The sequence below is a fragment of the Streptomyces sp. NPDC002467 genome (assembly GCF_042889825.1).
GTDB lineage: Bacteria > Actinomycetota > Actinomycetes > Streptomycetales > Streptomycetaceae > Streptomyces.
The window spans coordinates 1-17,742 of record NZ_JBIARJ010000042.1 but is presented as its reverse complement, the minus strand read 5'-3'; the positions used below and the strand labels follow the sequence as shown (position 1 = coordinate 17,742).

The following is a 17,742-nucleotide window of genomic DNA, read 5'->3' as shown; positions in this document are numbered from 1 at the left end:
ACCGCATCACGACCCGCCACCAGCAGATCCCAAAACGCCCCCGGACCACCCTCGGCACCCGGAAAACGGCACGACATACCGACAACGGCAATGGCCATGGACTCGTTCATTCGGTTCAGCCTCGATCCGTGTTCATGAGCGAGTCCACGTAGCTCGCTATCGCTTCGAAAGTCGGGTGGTCGTAGACGACCGTGGCGGGGAGGTCGACGCCGGTCGCCTCGACGACCTTGTTGCGCAGGTCGACCGCCATCAGGGAGGTGAAGCCCAGTTCCAGCAGCGGCGTTTCGACGCTGACCTCGCCGGGTGTGTCGAGGCCCATGACCTCGGCCGCGACCTCCAGTACGGCGGCCAGGATCAGTGCGGGGCGTTCCGCCGGCGGGGCCGCGGCCAGGGTGGCCGCGGTGGTCGGTGCCGCCGTCTCCTCGTCGGCCGGCTCCTCGACGGCCTGGTAGGTGCGGGTCACCGCCCGGGTGACGGGGGCCGGCGCCACCTCGTCGAGCCAGTACCGGCGCCGCTGGAAGGCGTACGGGGGAAGTGCGACCGTACGGGGCTCCAGTCCGGCCGTCGCGGCCCGCCAGTCCACTGCTCGGCCGCCGACGTGCAGGCGGGCCAGGGCGGTCAGGAAGGCGGCGGGTTCGTCCTGGTCGCGGCGGGCCAGGGCGATCGCGGCGGCGCGGGCGCCGTCGGGGGTGTCCGCGAGGGTCTCGGTGACCATCGGGGTGAGGACGCTGTCCGGGCCGGCCTCCAGGAAGGTGGCGACGCCCAGTGCGGCCAGTCGGCGAATGCCGGAGGCGAAGCGGACGGGGCGGCGGACGTGGCCGACCCAGTACTCGGGGGTGAGGAGTTCGGCTCCGGCGGTGTCCCCGGTGAGGTTGGAGACGACCGGGATGCGCGGCGGGTGGTAGGTGAGCTGCTTGGCGACCGTCTCGAACTCGGCGAGCATCCCGTCCATGTGGGGGGAGTGGAAGGCGTGGCTGACCTTGAGCTGCTTGGTTCGGCGGCCCCGGGCGGTGAAGGCGGCGCCGATCTCCGCGACGGCTCCGGGGTCGCCGGAGATCACCACGGAGGTGGGGCCGTTCTCGGCGGCGAGGGAGACCTCGTGCTCGCGGCCCGAGAGCGCTGCCTCCGCCTCGGCGGCCGTCGCCTCGACGGCGAGCATGGCGCCGCCGCCGGGCAGGGCCTGCATGAGGCGGCCTCGGGCGGCGACGAGGGCGGCCGCGTCGGGCAGGGACCAGACGCCGGCGACGTGGGCGGCGGCGAGTTCGCCGACGGAGTGGCCGGCGACGAAGTCGGGGGTGACGCCGAAGTGTTCGAGTAGCCGGTACAGGGCGACTTCGACGGCGAAGATGCCCGCCTGGGTGTAGGCGGTCTGGTGGATGAGGTCGGCGTGGACGGCGGGGTCCTCGCCGAAGAGCACCGCGCGCAGGGGGACGTCGAGGTGAAGGTCGAGTTCGGCGCAGACCGCGTCGAAGGCGCGGGCGAACTCGGGGAAGCGGGCGTACAGTTCGCCGCCCATTCCGGCGCGCTGGGAGCCCTGTCCGGAGAACACCACGGCCAGCGGTGCCTTGGCGGCCGGGTCGGGGGCGCCCTTGGTGACGCCGGGGGCGCCGGCGCCGCGGGCGAGTTTCTCCAGGCCCTGGATCAGCTGGGCGGGGTCGGCGGCGACGACGACGGCCCGGTGCGCGAAGGGGGTGCGGCCGGTGGCCAGGGTGTGGGCCACGTCGGGCGCGGCGGCGGGGGTGCGGGTGAGGTGGGCGGCGAGCCTGGCGGCTTGGTCGCGCAGCGCCTTGGGGGTGCGGGCGGCGAGCGGCCAGGCGACGGCGGTGCCGCGCGCGGCGTGCCGTACGTCCTCCTGCGGGGCCTCTTCGACGATGACGTGGGCGTTGGTGCCGCTGATGCCGAAGGAGGAGACGCCGGCGCGGCGCGGGCGGGCCGGGTTGCGCAGCCAGGAGACGGGGTCCTGGAGCAGGGCGACGCCGCCGGAGCTCCAGTCGATGTGGGGGGTGGGGTTCTGGGCGTGCAGGGTGCGCGGGAGGAGCTGGTTGCGCAGGGCCATCACGGTCTTGATGACGCCGCCGACGCCGGCGGCGGCCTGGCTGTGGCCGATGTTCGACTTGAGGGAGCCGAGGCGCAGCGGGCGGCCGGGTTCGCGGCCCTGCCCGTAGGCGGCCTGGATGGCCCGGCCCTCGACGGGGTCGCCGAGGGTGGTGGCGGTGCCGTGGGCTTCGACGGCGTCGATGTCGCCGGGGGTGAGGCGGGCGTCGGCGAGGGCGTCGTGGATGACGCGTTCCTGGGCGGGGCCGTTGGGGGCGGTCAGGCCGTTGCTGGCGCCGTCCTGGTTGACGGCGCTGCCGCGGATGACGGCGAGGACGGGGTGTCCGGCGCGCTGGGCGTCGGAGAGGCGTTCCAGGTAGAGGACGCCGACGCCTTCGGCCCAGCCGGTGCCGTCGGCTTCGGCGGCGAAGGAGCGGCAGCGGCCGTCGGGGCTGAGGCCGCGTTGGCGGGCGAACTCGGTGAAGACGGTGGGGGTGGCCATGACGGTGACGCCGCCGGCGAGGGCGGAGCTGCATTCGCCGCTGCGCAGTGACTGGACGGCGAGGTGGAGGGAGACGAGGGAGGAGGAGCAGGCGGTGTCGACGGTGAGGGCGGGGCCGTGCAGGCCGAGGGTGTAGGCGATGCGGCCGGAGGCGACGCTGGCGGCGCTGCCGCTGCCGATGTAGCCCTCGAAGCCTTCGGGGGCGGGGTTGAGGCGGGCGCCGTAGTCGTTGTACATGACGCCGACGAAGACGCCGGTGCGGCTGCCGCGCAGGGTGCGGGGGTCGATGCCGGCGCGTTCGACGGCGGCCCAGGCGTGTTCCAGCAGGAGCCGCTGCTGGGGGTCGATGGTGAGGGCTTCCTTGGGGGTGATCCCGAAGAGTCCGGCGTCGAAGGAGGCCGCTTCGGGCAGGAAGCCGCCGTTGCGGGTGTAGCAGGTGCCGGGGGTTTCGGGGTCGGGGTCGTAGAGCCCTTCGAGGTCCCAGCCTCGGTCGGTGGGGAAGTCGCCGACGGCGTCGGTCCCCTCGGCGACGAGGTCCCACAGGTCCTCGGGGCCGGCGACGCCTCCGGGGTAGGCGCAGGCCATGCCGACGACGGCGATGGGCTCGTGGCGCCGGTCCTCCAGGTCCTTGAGCTGCCGGCGGGCCTCGCGCAGGTCGATCGTCATCCGCTTGAGGTAGTCGAGCAGCCTGGCTTCTTCGCCGGTCGCGGTCGGCGCTGCGGTCGCGTTGGCGGCGGTCGTCGCGGTGGTCATTTCTCCCCCTTCCCCTGTGGGTGGTGCGTCACTGGTCGTGCGTCTTGCGGATGCGTGCGGCGAGCCGGGCGGGTGTCGGGTCGGCGTACAGGTCGGCCATGGCGAGGGTGGTGCCGGTGGTTTCCTCGACCTTCTGGACGAGCTGGGCGCCGAGCAGCGAGTGGCCGCCGTGCGCGAAGAAGTTGGCGTCGGCGTCGACGTCGGTGCGCTCCAGGAGCCGCTGCCACAGGGTGACGAGCGCGGCGATGAGCTCGTCCCCTTCGTACGAGGTGCCGCTCGTGCCCTCGGTGCGTTCGGTGCGGCGCGCCGCGGCGAGGCGTCCCAGGGCGAGGTAGTCGGTCTTCTGGCTGACGGTGGTGGGGAAGGCGTCGATGGCGAGGAACTCCTGGGGGACGGCGGCTCCGGGCAGGCCGGCCCTGGCGTGCTCCCACAGCAGGTCGGCGAGGGCGGCGGGGGCGGTGTCCTCGGTGGGCTGGACGAAGGCGACGAGCAGCGGCCCGCCGGGCGCCTCCTGGTCGACGACGACGGCCACGCCGTGCACCTGCGGGTGCTCCAGGAGTACGGCTTCCACTTCGCCGAGTTCGATGCGGTTGCCGCGCAGCTTGACCTGGCGGTCGACCCGGCCGTGCAGTTCGAGGCGGCCGTCGGGGAGCCAGCAGGCGAGGTCGCCGGTGCGGTAGAAGCGGCCGTGTTCGGGGTGGGTGGCGAAGCGTTCGGCGGTCAGTTCGGGGCGGCCGTGGTAGCCGAGGGCGACTCCGGTGCCGGCGATGCACAGTTCGCCGCGGACCCCGACGGGCAGTTCACGGCCGGCGCCGTCGGTGACGAAGGCGCGGGTGTTGTTCATGGGGCGGCCGATGTCGATGGCGGTGGCGCCTTCGGGGACGGTGCCGCAGGTGGAGTAGATGGTCGTCTCGGAGGGGGCGTAGGCGTTGCGCAGGGTGCAGCCGGCGGCGGTGATGCGGCGGGCGAGGGCGGGCGGCATGGGTTCGCCGCCGGTGACTCCGCGGCGTCCGGCGAGCCGGTGGCCGGCCTTGTCCGCGATGAGGCGCCAGGTCGTGGGGGTGGCCTGGATGATGCCCGCGTCGTGGCGTTCGAGGACTTCGAGGAGGGCCTGGCCGTCGCTGCGGGCGGCGTCGGGGGCGACGGCGATGCGGCCGCCGGTGACGAGGGGGAGGAAGAGTTCCAGGGCGGAGATGTCGAAGGTGAAGGTGGTCAGCCACAGCGTCACGTCGTCGGCTCCGGCGCCGAGTTCGCCGCGGAAGTGGTCGATGACGTTGGCGGCGCCGCGGTGGGTGATGATCGTGCCCTTGGGCTTGCCGGTGGAGCCGGAGGTGTAGATGAGGAAGGCCGTGTCGTCGGCGCCGGGGAAGGCGTCGGGGAAGGCGACGGGCTCCTCGCCGGTCCGGTCCGCGTCCTGCGCGCCGCGTACGGGGGCGACGGCCGCCATCGGCTCGACGCGTACGTCGGCTCCCGCGGCGACGTCGATGCCGGGTGCGGCGAGGACGACCGCGGCTCCGGAGTCCTCCAGCAGGTAGGCGGTGCGCTGGGCCGGGTGGTCGGGGTCCAGGGCGAGGTAGGCGGCGCCCGCCAGCCAGGCTCCGAGGACGGCGGCGGCGAGCTGCGGGCCGCGGCGGGCGGCGAGGGCGACGGTGTCGCCGGGGCGGGCGCCGGCGGTGCGCAGCAGGTCCCGGTCGGCGAGGGCGGTGTCCCACAGCTGCCGGTACGTCGTGGTGTGTTCGCCGTGTTCGACGGCGACGGCGTCGGGGGTCGCGGCGACGGTGGCGGCGATCGCCTCCAGGAGGGTGGCGGGGGTGACCTCGGTGGCGGTGGCGTTGGCGGCGTCGATGACGGCGCGGTCCCGGGGGCCGGCGAGCGGGATTTCGCCGAGCGGGCGGTCGGGGTCGGCGCCGAGGGCGACGAGCAGGGCGTCGTAGCGCTCCAGCATGGACTCGGTGTCGGAGCGGGAGAGGACCTCGGTGTAGAAGACGCCGCGGACGCGGATCCCCTCGGGCGAGGAGAGGAAGAAGAACTCCAGGTCGAACTTGCTGTAGCCGTTCTCGACGAGGAGCCGGCGGGCCGGGTTCCCGTCGATCTCGAAGGTGGTGGGCCCGGCGTTCGGCACGTAGTTGAACAGGTGCCGGAAGACGGTGTTGCGCCAGGTCGCGCCGGTGTGCTCGATCTCGGGGAGCAGTACGTCCACGGGTACGTCGGCGTGCGTGATGGCGCCGAAGAAGGCCTCGCGGGACTGGGCGGCGAGTTCCCGGAAGCCGGCGTCCAGGTCGACGCGGGCGCGCAGCGGGAGGGTGTTGACGTGGTAGCCGATGGCTCCGGCGGCGTCGGCGGGGCGGACGTTGGCGGGCGAGCCGACGACCAGGTCGGGGCCGGCTCCGTGCCGGGCGAGCAGCAGGTAGTAGGCGGCGAGGAGGACGACGGCCTCGGGGGCGCGTACTTCCCGCTGGAGCCGGCGGACGGCCTCGCGGGCCCCGTCGGACAGGGTGTGCAGTACGGAGTCGCCGGTCAGCGTGGGGTCGGGCCGGTCCTCGGTGCCGCAGTCGAGGCCGAGCGCGGACGGGTCGAAGCCGTGCAGGTGCTCGCGCCAGTAGGCCAGGCTCTCGTCGGTGTAGGCGGCGGTGCGCAGCGCCGGCTGGGGGGCGGCGAGCTCCTCGGGAATGTCGAGGCCGGCGGCGACGGCCTCGTAGATGCGGACGAACTCGTCGAGCAGGATCGCGGCGGAGACGGTGTCGAAGACGATGTGGTGGACGACCAGGCAGAAGACGTCCCCGTCGGGGCCCTGGAGGTGGCCGGCGCGCAGCAGCGGCTGCCCGTCGAAGGTGAAGGGCCGGGCGACGAGCGCGTCCACGGCCGCTTCGGCGCCGCCGGCGGCGACCTCCATGGTGCTGACGGTGGCGGTGAACCGGTCGGCGGGGACGCTCTGCCGGACGAGTCCGCCGTCGGTGCCGTGGAAGACCGTGCGCAGTGCCTCGTGGCGGCGCAGCAGCGCGTCCAGGGTCTGCTGGAGCTCCCACTCCCCCAGCGGCTCCTCCGTGGTGAAGACGACGGAGAGGTTGTTGACGGCGCCGGAGGGGACGAGCTTCTCCAGCAGCCACAGCGCCTGTTCCTTGCGGGCGGCCGCGGTGAGTACGGCGGGGGCCGGACCGTTCCCTGGGGTGTGGGCAGAGGTGAGCATTCCGGATTCCTGTCTGTGACCTGGGGGAGGGAGTACGGCCGGCCGCGCGCGGTGGGTCAGGAGGCGAGCAGGAGCTCGGTGACGGCCTTGGCGACGACGGGGCTGGCGAGCAGTTCGACGTGCGGGGTGTCGAAGCGGAGCTCGTCGGCGACGAGGGCGGCCTCGTGGCCCGGGTTGAGCATGCGGAACCCGTTGAGGCCGCTGGTCGCGGTGGCGGAGGTGATGGCCGTCGAACGCAGCCAGGCGGCGGCCGGTTCGATCTGCTCGGCGGTCGAGAGGTAGGTGAGGAACGCGCCCGCGGTCTCGGTCATCTCGGCGCGGCGGCGCTCGTCGAGGCCGAGCTTGTCGCAGGCCGACTGGGCGATGGCGTGGTAGAGCAGCAGGAGCCGGCGGGCGAGGTCGCCGAGGCTCGGGCAGGTCTCCTGGGCGCGCTGGGCGGCGTCCTGGACGCGGCCGACCTCGGCGGCGCCGACGGCGGCCTCCATCTGGCCGACGGCCTTGTGGAACTGCCAGTACATGCTGGCGGCGGCGGCCCGCTCCGGGTCGAAGAGGATGGTCTGCGGGAAGGAGCCCTGCCACTTCTCGACCTCTTCCGCGATGGCGGCCGCGTAGACGCTGCCGGCGCAGAAGGCGAGGACGGCCTTGACCCGCTTGCCGCTGGTGCGGACCTCGTCGACCCACTGCTTGACGTAGGCGTCGGCGGGCAGGTCGGGGCGGGAGGCGACGGCCTGCGGGAGGGTCTCCCACACGGTGAAGCCGGAGCCGAGGAGCGGGACGAAGTCGCTGAAGCGGGCCTCGCCGCGGCCGGTCGCGTCGAAGTCGACGGCGAGGACGACCTCGTCGCCGGCGCCGGTGCTGAGCTCTTTCCAGGTGCTGAGGCTGCTCATGGGGTTCCGTTCTGTGGTGAAGGGGGTGGTCGGTCGGCGGGGCGCGGGCCCCGGTGAGGGCCTAGAGGCCGCCGAACTCCTGGTCGATGAGGTCGAGGAGCTCGCTCGCGGACGCGGACCCGATGTCGGCGGAGGCGTCCTGGGCGGGGTTGGCTCCCGCCGCGCGTCCCGCCCAGTCGGCGAGCAGTTCCTCCATCCGGGCGGCGACGGTGCGGCGCAGGTCCTCGCCGTCGGCGTCGGCGGCCAGGCCCGCGAGCGCGGCCTCCAGCCGGTCGAGGTCGGCGAGCACCGGCGGCCGTACGGCGGCCGGTTCGGCCAGCTTGTGGACGTACTCGGTGAGTTCGCGGGGGCTCGGGTGGTCGAAGACGAGGGTGGCGGGCAGTGCGAGGCCGGTGGCCGCGCCGAGCCGGTTGCGCAGTTCGACGGCGGTCAGCGAGTCGAAGCCGAGCGTCTTGAAGGACAGGTCGTCCTCGATCCGGCCGGTGTCGGGGTGGCCGAGCACGACCGCGACGGTCGTACGGACCAACTCCCGGACGATCGCCTCCTGTTCGGGGCGGGTGAGTCCGGTCAGCCGGTCGGTGAGCCGTACCCCGTCCTGCGCCGTCCGCTCCGCCTGCGCGCCGGCGGTGCGGCGTGCGGGCGTACGGACCAGGCCGCGGAGCCTGCCGGGCAGGGTCCGCGCCTCGGCCTGGGCGCGCAGCGCCGCCGCGTCGAAGCGGGCCACGACCGGCACCGGGCCGGCCTCGGCGAGCGCGTCGTCGAACAGGGCGAGCCCCTCGGCCGCGGACAGCGGGAGCAGTCCGCCGCGTCCCGCGCGGGCCAGGGCGGCTCCGTCGAGGCGGGTGGCCAGTCCGGTACCCGATCCCCCGGTCTCGCCCCACAGGCCCCAGACGAGGGAGGCCGCGGGCAGTCCCTGGGCGCGGCGCCGTTCGGCGAGGGCGTCGAGGTAGGTGTTGGCGGCCGCGTAGTTGGCCTGGCCCGCGTTGCCCGCCTGGCCCGCCAGCGAGGAGAAGAGGACGAACGCGTCCAGGTCCAGGCCGGCGGTCAGCTCGTGCAGGTGGCGCGCGGCGTCGGCCTTGGGCCGCCACACCGCCGCGAAGCGCTCGCGGGTCAGTCCGGGCACGATGCCGTCGTCGAGCACGCCCGCCGCGTGGATCACGGCGCCGAGCGGACGGTCTGCGGGGATGGCGGCCAGCAGGGCGGCGAGCGCCTCGCGGTCGGCGGTGTCGCAGGCGGCGAGGGTGACGGTGGCGCCGAGGGCTTCGAGTTCGGCCCGCAGCTCGGCGGCGCCGGGTGCGTCGGGGCCGCGGCGGCCGGTCAGCAGCAGGTGCCGCACCCCGTACGAGGTGACGAGGTGGCGGGCGACGAGGCCGCCCAGGGCACCGGTCGCGCCGGTGATCAGGACGGTGCCGTCGGCGCCGAACCGGGCGACCGGGTCGCCGGCGGTGGTGCGGTCCGGGGCGCCCGCGACGATCCGGGGGCGGGCCGCCGTACCGCGTCGCAGGAGCAGTTCGGGCTCGCCGGCGGTGAGGGCGGCGTGCAGGGTCACCGGGTCGGTGTCGGCATCGGCGTCCAGCAGGACGACACGGCCGGGGTTCTCGGACTCCACCACCCGCAGCAGACCCCACATGGCCGCGGCGGTCGGGTCGGCGCCGTCGACGGCGCCGGAGGTGAGGAGGACCAGCGTGCTCGCGCCGAGGCCGTCCTCGGCGAGCCAGTGCTGGACGAGCTCCAGCATCCGGTACACGGCCGCGCCCGGGTCCTCGCCGGTCGGCGGGGCCGTCAGGACGTACCGGGGCTCCGTACCGCCGCCGGCGACGGCCGCCGCGAGGACCTGTACGTCCTCGTACGACTCGTGGGCGACGCCGAACGCGCCCCGTATCCCGGCCGGGTCCGCCCCGAGCCACACGGCCCGGCCGATGGTGTCCACCGCGGCGGGCAGCTCGACGGGCTCCCAGCGGACGTGGTGCAGCGGCAGCCGGTCGGTGCGCAGGGCGGCCAGGGCGGACAGGTCGGTGGCCCGCACGGTGAGCGTGTCGACCCCGCCGACGGGAGTACCGGCGGCGTCGGCGAAGAGCAGCCGGACGGTGTCCTCCCCGGTACGGGTCAGTGTCACCCGCAACGCGGAGGGCGCGCCGGCGGGGGCCGTCAGCCCGGTCCAGGAGTACGGGACGCGCAGCCGCAGTCCGTCGTCCCCGGCCTCGGCCAGGGCTGCCACGACCAGCGGGTGCAGGGCCGCGTCCAGCAGTGCCGGGTGCAGGGCGTGCCCGGCGGTGGCGGTGCCGGGGGCGAGCTCGACCTCCGCGTACAGGGTCCCGGTCGCGCCGTCCTGCCAGAGCGCGGTCAGGCCCTGGAAGGCGGGCCCGTACTCGTACCCCTGGTCCGCGAGCCGACCGTATGCGTCGGCGAGCTCCACCGGGGCGGCGGCGGCCGGGGGCCACTCGGAGCCGGCGGGGGCCGGATGGGCGGGCGCCTCGGCGACGAGGAGGCCCTGGGCGTGCAGGGTCCACTCGGGGGCGTCGGAGGCGTCGGAGGCCTCGGGGCGGGCGTGGACGGAGAGTTCGCGGCGGTCGGAGGAGTCGGGCCCCTGGGCGGTGAGCTGGATCTGTACGGCGCCGGTCGCCGGGAGGGCGAGCGGGGCGTGCAGCACCAGGTCGTCGACGGCTGCGGCACCGAGCCGCTGCGCGGCGAACAGTGCGAGGTCGGCGAAGGCGGCACCGGGCAGCAGGACCGTTCCGGCGACCGTGTGGTCGGCGAGCCACGGATGGGTGGACAGGGACAGCCGCCCGGTGAAGAGCACGGTCTCCGATCCGGCGACGGCCACGGTCGCACCGAGGAGGGGGTGCTCGGCGGCGGCGAGGCCGGCGGTGGACACGTCACCCGTCGTGGGGGCCGACTCCAGCCAGTAGCGGGTGCGCTGGAAGGCGTAGGTGGGCAGATCGACCGGCCGCCCGTCGGGGGTGGGAAGCACGCTCGCCCAGTCGACGTCGACACCGTGGGTCCAGGCCTGCCCGAGGGAGAGCAGGAACCGCTCCAGCCCACCCTCGTCACGGCGAAGCGACGGCACGGCCATCGCGGTCGCGGCATCGGCGGCCTCGAACGTCTCCTGGAGACCGATGGTCAGCACCGGGTGGGCGCTGGACTCGATGAAGGTGGTGAAACCGTCAGCGAGCAGGGCGCGGGTGGTCTTCTCGAACTCGACGGTCTGGCGCAGGTTCCGGTACCAGTACCCGGCGTCGAGCGCGGCCGTGTCGACGACCTCGTTGGTGACCGTCGAATAGAACGCCACCTCCGGCACCCGAGGCGTGATCGGCGCCAGGAGGTCGGCCAGCTCGGCCTCGATGGACTCCACGTGCGGAGAGTGCGAGGCGTAGTCCACGGCGATCCGCCGCGACCGCACGCCATCCGCGTCGAGGAGGGCAACCAACTCGTCCAGCGCACTGTTCGTACCCGACACGACGGTGGAGGAAGGGCCGTTGACCGTCGCCACACCCAGGTCATCGGGCCAGCGGGTCAGATACGGACGCACAGCATCGGCGGGCAGAGCCACCGACAGCATCCCGCCCCGGCCCGCCAGCGCAAGGATCGCCTGGCTGCGCAGGGCCACCACCAACGCCGCGTCCTCCAGGGACAGCGCACCCGCCACCGCGGCGGCCGCGATCTCACCCTGCGAGTGACCCACCACCGCGTCCGGCCGGACACCGTACGAGCGCCACACCTCCGCCAGGGACACCATCACCGCCCACAGCGCGGGCTGGATGACGTCCACCCGCTCCAGCAGACCCTCCGGGTCCCCACCCAGCAGCACCTTGAGCAGATCCCACTCCACGAACGGAGCCAGCGCCCGGGCGCACTCGTCGAGCCGTTCCCGGAACGCCGGCGAAGCCTCGTACAGGCCCGCCGCCATCCCGATCCACTGCGAGCCCTGCCCCGGGAAGACGAACACCGTCTTCCCGACCACGGTCTCGCCGGCCACCGCGCTCGCCGACTGGTCGCCGGCGGCCAGCTCCCGCACGACCCGCAGCAGTTCCGCGCGGTCCCCGCCGACCGCGACCGCCCGGTGCCCGAAGGCCGTACGGGTCGTGGCCAGGGAGGCGCCCACGGCGGCGGCGTCGGCCTCCGGGTGGGCGTCGGCGAACTCGGCGAGGCGGGCGGCCTGTTCGCGCAGGGCGGCCGGGGTCTTGGCCGCGAGGAGCCACGGCAGGACCGTCGGGGCGGCCGTCTCGGGGGCCTCGTCCGCCTGCCGGGCCTCGGGGGCCTGCTCCAGGATCAGGTGGGCGTTCGTACCGCTGAAGCCGAAGGAGGAGACGGCCGCACGGCGCGGACGGTCCAGCTCGGGCCACGGCTGCTCCCGGGTCAGCAGCGCGACGGCGCCGGCCTCCCAGTCGACGTGCGGGGTCGGTTCGTCCACGTGCAGCGTGCGGGGCAGCACCCCGTGCCGCATGGCCTGCACCATCTTGATGACGCCGGCGACACCGGCGGCGGCCAGGGTGTGGCCGATGTTGGACTTCAACGAGCCGAGCCACAGGGGCTGTTCGGGGTTCCGCTCCTGGCCGTAGGTGGCGATCAGGGCCTGCGCCTCGATCGGGTCGCCCAGCTTGGTGCCCGTGCCGTGCGCGTCGACGACGTCGACGTCGGCGCCGGTCAGGCCGGCATTGGCCAGGGCCTGGCGGATGACGCGCTGCTGCGAGGGGCCGCTGGGGGCGGTCAGGCCGTTGCTGGCGCCGTCCTGGTTCGTCGCCGAACCCTTGATCACGGCGAGTACCCGGTGCCCGTTGGCCTGCGCGTCGGAGAGCCGTTCCAGCAGGATCAGGCCGACGCCCTCGCCCCATCCGGTGCCGTCGGCGGTCGAGGAGAACGCCTTGCAGCGGCCGTCGGGGGACAGTGCGCGCTGCCGCGAGAACTCGACGAAGTTGACGGGTCCGGCCATCACGGTCGCCCCGCCCGCGAGCGCGAGGGAGCATTCGCCCCGGCGCAGCGCCTGCGCCGCGAGGTGCAGGGCCACGAGGGAGGAGGAGCAGGCCGTGTCGACGGTCAGCGCCGGGCCTTCGAGGCCCAGCGTGTAGGCGATGCGGCCGGAGGCGACGCTGGTGGTGGTGCCGGTGGAGACGTAGCCCTCCAGGCCCTCGGGGAGCCGGTCGAGCCGGGTCACGTAGTCGCCCGTGATGACGCCCGCGAAGACTCCGGTGTCGCTGCCGCGCAGCCGGTCGGGGTCGATCCCGGCGCGTTCCAGCGTCTCCCAGGCCGTCTCCAGCAGCAGCCGCTGCTGGGGGTCCATGGCGAGGGCCTCGCGCGGGTTGATGCCGAAGAAGTCGGCGTCGAAGGTGTCGGCGTCGGCGAGGAAGGCGCCCTGGCGGGTGTACGAGGTGCCGGTGGTCTCCGGGTCGGGGTCGTAGAGGCCGTCCAGGTCCCAGCCGCGGTTCTCGGGGAAGCCGCCGACGGTGTCGACGCCGTTCCGGACGAGCTGCCACAGGCCCTCGGGGGTGGTGATCCCGCCGGGGAAGCGGCAGGCCATGGAGACGATGGCGATGGCGTCGTCGTCACCGGCCGCGGCGGGGGCGGCGGTGGCGACCGGTGCGGCGGCGGCCTGCCCGCCGAGCAGCGTGTCGCGCAGGTGCGCGGCGAGTGCGCCGGGGGTGGGGTGGTCGAAGATCAGGGTCGGGGTGAGCCGCTGTCCGGTGGCGGCGCCGAGCCGGTTGCGCAGCTCGACCGCGGACAGCGAGTCGAAGCCGAGGGTGGTGAAGGTCCGGCCGGGGTCCAGCGCGGCGGCGTCGGAGCGGCCGAGCACGGAGGCGACCTCGTCGCGGACCAGGTCCAGCAGCAGCCGGTCCTGCTCCGCGGCCGGCAGCGCGGCGAGCCGCTGCGCGAGCGAGCCGGCGCCCGCCGCCCCGGCCCGGCCTGCCGCCGCCCTGCGGACGGGCGTACGGACCATGCCGCGCAGGATCGGTGCGAGCGAGCCGCTCTCGGCGCGGGCGCGCAGCGCGGGCATGTGCATCGGTACGGCGACCAGCGCGGGCCGGTGGTGGCCGAGCGCCGCGTCGAAGGCGGCCATGCCCTGCTCGGCCGTGATGGCGGCGGTGCCGGTCTCGGCGAGCCGGTCGAGGTCGAGCTGCGTGAGGGTGCCGCCCATGCCGCCGGGCTGACCCCAGAGTCCCCAGGCGAGGGAGGTGGCGGGGAGGCCTTGGGTGTGGCGGTGGTGGGCGAGGGCGTCGAGGTAGGTGTTGGCGGCGGCGTAGTTGGCCTGGCCGGCGTTGCCGAGGATGCCGGCCGCGGAGGAGTAGAGGACGAAGGCGGCGAGGTCGGTGTCGCGGGTGAGTTCGTGGAGGTGCCAGGCGGCGTCTGCTTTGGGGCGCAGGACGGTGTCGAGGCGTTCGGGGGTGAGGGTGTCGACGGTTCCGTCGTCGAGGACGCCGGCGGTGTGCACGACGGCGGTGAGGGGGTGTGCGGCGGGGATGGTCGCCAGCAGCGTGGCGACAGCCTCGCGGTCGGCGGTGTCGCAGGCGGCGAGGGTGACGGTCGCGCCCAGTCCCTCGAGTTCGGCCCGCAGCTCGGCGGCGCCGGGGGCGTCGGCCCCACGGCGGGAGGTGAGCAGCAGGTGGCGGATCTTGTGCTCGGTGACGAGGTGGCGGGCGAGGAGGGTGCCGAGTGTGCCGGTGGCCCCGGTGATCAGGACCGTGCCCTCCGGGTCCAACCCACGCGGCAGGGACAGGGCGACCTTGCCGATGTGCCGGGCCTGGCCCAGGAAACGGAAGGCGTCACGGGCGTACCGGATGTCCCAGGACCGCACGGGCAGCGGGCGCAGCGCACCCGCCTCGAACAGCTCGTACAACTCCCGCAGCATCGCCTGGATCCGCTCCGGGCCCGCCTCCATGAGGTCGAAGGCCCGGTAGGCGACGCCCGGGTGCTGCTCGGCGACCTGCTCGGGGTCGCGGACGTCCGCCTTGCCCATCTCCAGGAAGCGGCCGCCGGAGGGCAGGAGGCGCAGGGTCGCGTCGACGAACTCCTTGGCGAGGGAGTCCAGTACGACGTCGAAACCGTGCCCGCCGGTCGCCGCCGTGAACTCCCGCTCGAAGTCGAGGGTGCGGGAGTTCGCGAGGTGCGCGTCATCGAAGCCGAGGCCGCGCAGCACGTCCCACTTGCCCGTGCTCGCCGTACCGAAGACCTCCGCACCCAGGTGCCGGGCGATCTGCGTCGCGGCCATGCCGACCCCGCCGGCCGCCGAGTGCACGAGCAGGCGTTCGCCCGCCCGCAGCCCCGCCAGGTCCGTCAGACCGTAGTACGCCGTCAGGAAGACGATCGGGGTCGCCGCCGCCTCGGCGAAGGTCCAGCCGGCCGGCACGCGGCCGAGCGTGCGGTGGTCGGTGACCGCCACGGGGCCGGCGCCTTCGGAGAACAGTCCCATCACCCGGTCGCCGACGGCGAGGGAGGTGACTCCGGGGCCGACCTCCAGGACCACGCCCGCGCCCTCGCTGCCCATCGGCGCCTCGCCGGGGTAGCTGCCGAGGGCGATGAGGACGTCGCGGAAGTTGGCGCCCACGGCGCGTACGGCGACACGGACCCGGCCCTCGGCCAGCGGCCCGGCGGCCTCGGGAGAAGGCACCAGGGCGATGTTCTCCAGGGTGCCCTTGCCCGTGCTGCCCAGGCGCCACGCGCCGGTGCCCGCGGGCGGGGTGAGCACTCCGTCGGCGGCGCCGGGGCGGCCGAGCCGGTTGGCGTACACCGTGCCCTGGCGCAAGGCCAGTTGGGGCTCCTCGACGGCGGCGACGGCGAGCCCGAGGGCGGCCGCGTCGGCCGGTTCGCCGGGGGCGAGGTCGAGCAGGACGAAGGAGTCCGGGTTCTCGGTCTGCGCCGCACGCAGCAGACCCCAGACGGCGGCGCCCGCCAGATCGTCCAGCAGGTCGCCCCGGTGGGTGGCGACGGCGCCGGTGGTGACGACGACGAGCCGCGAACCCGCGGACCGGCCGTCGGCCGACCACTGCTGTGCGGCGTCCAGGACCCGCGCCAGCGCGGTACGGGTCTCCTGGCCGGCGGGGACCGGCAGGAACACCGTCGCAGGCACCGGGCCTCCGGCGGCGAACAGCGCCGCGAGGTCCGGGTGGGCCGTGGTCCGCTCGCCGAGCGCGGCGGCGAGCTCCGGACCCGGCGTGCCGATCACGGCGCGCGGGCCCGCGTCGGTGGCCTCGCCGGCCCGTACCGGGGTCCAGTCGACGTCCAGCAGGATCCCCTGGTCGGCGGCGGGCACGGCGGCGGCCAGCTGCTCGGCGCTGACCGGCCGGAGCACCAGCTCGCCGACGGTCACGACCGGCTGCCCGGCCTCGTCGACCGCGCTGATACGGACGGTGTCGGGTGTGGTGGGGGTGAGGTGGACGCGGAGGGTGGTGGCGTGGGTGGCGTGGAGGGTGATGTGGTTCCAGGCGAAGGGGATGCGGAGGGTCTGGTCGTGGAGGGTGGTGACGATGAGGGGGTGGAGGGCGGCGTCGAGGAGGGCGGGGTGGAGGGTGTGTTCGGCGTTGCCGGCCGCGGCGGGCAGGCGGATCTCGGCGTGGAGGTCGGTGCCGTTCTGCCAGAGGGTGGTCAGGCCCTGGAAGGCGGGGCCGTAGGTGTAGCCCTGGTCGGCGAGGCGTTCGTAGATGCCGGTCAGGTCGAGGGGTTGCGCGCCGGTGGGGGGCCAGGCGGGGGATGCCTGCGGCGCGGGCTCCGAATCCGGGGTCAGCGTCCCGGACGCATGCTGCGTCCACGACGCGGCCCCGGCGGGCCGTGACTGAACGCTGAACGGCCGTCGGCCGTCGGCGCTCTCGGCCCCGGCGATCACCTGGAGCTGCACACCGCCGGTCGCGGGGAGCACCAGGGGGGCTTCGATGGTGAGGTCCTCGACGGCGGCGAGGTCGGTGAGGTGGGCCGCGTGGAGGGCGAGGTCGACGAAGGCGGTGCCGGGCAGGAGGGTGGTCCCGGCGATGGTGTGATCGGCCAGCCAGGGCAGCCGCTGCGCGGACAGCAGCCCGGTCAGGACCAGGTGCCCGGTGTCCGCGACCTCGACGGCCGCGCCCAGCAGCGGGTGCCCGGCGGCATCGAGCCCGGCCCCGGCCACATCGGCGCGGTCGGCCGGAAGCAGCCAGAACGGCTCGTGCCGGAAGGCGTACGTGGGCAGGTCGACGTGGGTCCCGCCGGGCAGGAGCGCCGTCCAGTCGACGTCGGTGCCGGAGCAGTACGCGGCCCCGAGGGCGCGGAGCAGGCTGCGCGGCTCGTCGCCCTGGGCCTTGAGCAGCGAGGCGGCGACCGGCGCCTCAAGCGTGCTCTGGACGAGGGAGGTCAGGACCGGGTCCGGGCCGAGCTCCAGATACGTCGTGATGCCCTGGGCGTTCAGCGCCTCGATGCCGTCGTGGAAGCGGACGGCACCACGGATGTGACGGGCCCAGTAGGCGGGGCTGGTCAGCTCTTCGGCGACCTGGCCGGTCAGGTTCGAGACGACGGCGATCTGCGGCTCGTTGAACGTCAACGAGGAAATGCGCTCCTCGAACTCGGCGAGGACCTCGTCCATGTGCGCGGAGTGGAAGGCGTGCGACACCGTCAGCCGCTTGACCTTCACGCCCCGGCCTCGGAAGAGGGCCTCGATCTCCTCTGCCGCAGCCACATCACCGGAAACCACCACGGCGGCGGGACCGTTGACGGCGGCGAGGGAGAGGCCTTCGCCGAGCTCCGCCAGTACGTCGGCCTCGGGCGCGGCGATGGCGACCATCGCGCCACCGGAACGAGCGGCCTGCATCAGCCGGCCGCGGACCGCGACGAGCGCGCAGGCGTCCTCCAGGGAGAACACCCCGGCCGCAAAAGCAGCGGTCACCTCGCCGATGGAGTGGCCGATCAGGGCATCGGGACGCACCCCGAACGAGGAAACCAGAGAGAAGAGCGCGGACTCGACCGCGAACAGCGCGGCCTGGGTGAACTGCGTCTGGTCCAGGACCGGATCACCGTCGAAGACGACCGCCTTCAACGACCGGCCCAGGTGCGCGTCCAGATACGCGCAAGCGGCGTCGAAGGCCTCGGCGAACACCGGGAAGGAGGCATACAGCTCCCGACCCATGCCCGCACGCTGGCTGCCCTGCCCCGTGAACAGGAACGCCGTCCGGGCGTTCTCGGCCATCGGGACCGAGGCGACCGCCTCCAGGCCGGCGATCAGCTCCGCGCTGTCCGCGCCCAGCACCACCGCACGGTGCTCGAACGCGGTCCGCCCGGCGGCGAGGGAGTAGCCCACGTCCAGCAGCGAGTCGCCGCTGTGGCGGGCGTGTTCGGCGAGGTTGGCGGCCTGTGCGCGAAGCGCTTCGGCGGTCTTTCCGGACACCACCCACGGCACCAGCCCGGGCACCGGCTGCACGACATCGTCG

General features: G+C 74.5%; 5 protein-coding genes. All 5 read right to left on the bottom strand.

Annotated features, from left to right (window positions below; genetic code table 11):
* Positions 1-98, bottom strand: a 98-nt coding sequence (locus tag ACFYYJ_RS41170) for a beta-ketoacyl synthase N-terminal-like domain-containing protein (protein ID WP_389140086.1), incomplete at its 3' end; no start/stop codon positions are given.
* A 17-nt stretch (positions 99-115) separates the two neighbouring features.
* Positions 116-3,289 (bottom strand): type I polyketide synthase, encoded by a 3,174-nt coding sequence (locus ACFYYJ_RS41165; protein ID WP_389140083.1) that lies wholly within the window; start codon positions 3,287-3,289, stop codon positions 116-118.
* Between the two features lie 28 nt (positions 3,290-3,317).
* Positions 3,318-6,476 carry an amino acid adenylation domain-containing protein gene (locus ACFYYJ_RS41160; protein WP_389140080.1) on the bottom strand — a complete coding sequence of 1,053 codons (3,159 nt, stop codon included), beginning with the start codon at positions 6,474-6,476 and terminating at the stop codon, positions 3,318-3,320.
* A gap of 56 nt (positions 6,477-6,532) precedes the next feature.
* Positions 6,533-7,363, bottom strand: a complete 831-nt coding sequence (locus tag ACFYYJ_RS41155; protein ID WP_385133551.1) for a hypothetical protein — start codon at positions 7,361-7,363, stop codon at positions 6,533-6,535.
* A 61-nt stretch (positions 7,364-7,424) separates the two neighbouring features.
* A complete protein-coding gene (locus ACFYYJ_RS41150; protein WP_389140077.1) occupies positions 7,425-17,732 on the bottom strand; it encodes an SDR family NAD(P)-dependent oxidoreductase in 10,308 nt (3,435 codons plus the stop codon).
* Between the last annotated feature and the right edge of the window lie 10 nt (positions 17,733-17,742).